This window comes from Aquabacterium lacunae (assembly GCF_004310865.1).
Taxonomy (GTDB): Bacteria; Pseudomonadota; Gammaproteobacteria; order Burkholderiales; family Burkholderiaceae_C; genus Aquabacterium; species Aquabacterium lacunae.
Map to the genome: position 1 here is coordinate 1 of NZ_SIXI01000061.1, position 325 is coordinate 325.

The following is a 325-nucleotide window of genomic DNA, read 5'->3' on the forward strand; positions in this document are numbered from 1 at the left end:
AATACTTGCCCCGGCAGTCATTTTCGTGCCATAATCTAAGTCTTCCATCGCGGGGTGGAGCAGTCTGGTAGCTCGTCGGGCTCATAACCCGAAGGTCGTTGGTTCAAATCCAGCCCCCGCAACCAAATCCAGTGATCGTGGCCTGTGCGCGCGTTCATTCGGTGAAGCCGGTTTTCCGGCATCGCCACACACCTCTGGCGCGGGGTGGAGCAGTCTGGTAGCTCGTCGGGCTCATAACCCGAAGGTCGTTGGTTCAAATCCAGCCCCCGCAACCAAAGCAATTCGCAGCACTTGCTGCGAACATCCAAGCCACTCATCGAGTGGC

Annotated in this window: 2 tRNA genes; both read left to right on the top strand. The window is 57.8% G+C overall.

Annotated features, from left to right (window positions below):
* Positions 1–48 precede the first annotated feature (48 nt).
* Positions 49–125: transfer RNA gene (locus EYS42_RS16985), tRNA-Met, on the top strand.
* A gap of 73 nt (positions 126–198) precedes the next feature.
* A tRNA-Met gene (locus EYS42_RS16990) sits at positions 199–275 on the top strand.
* Positions 276–325: the final 50 nt, after the last annotated feature.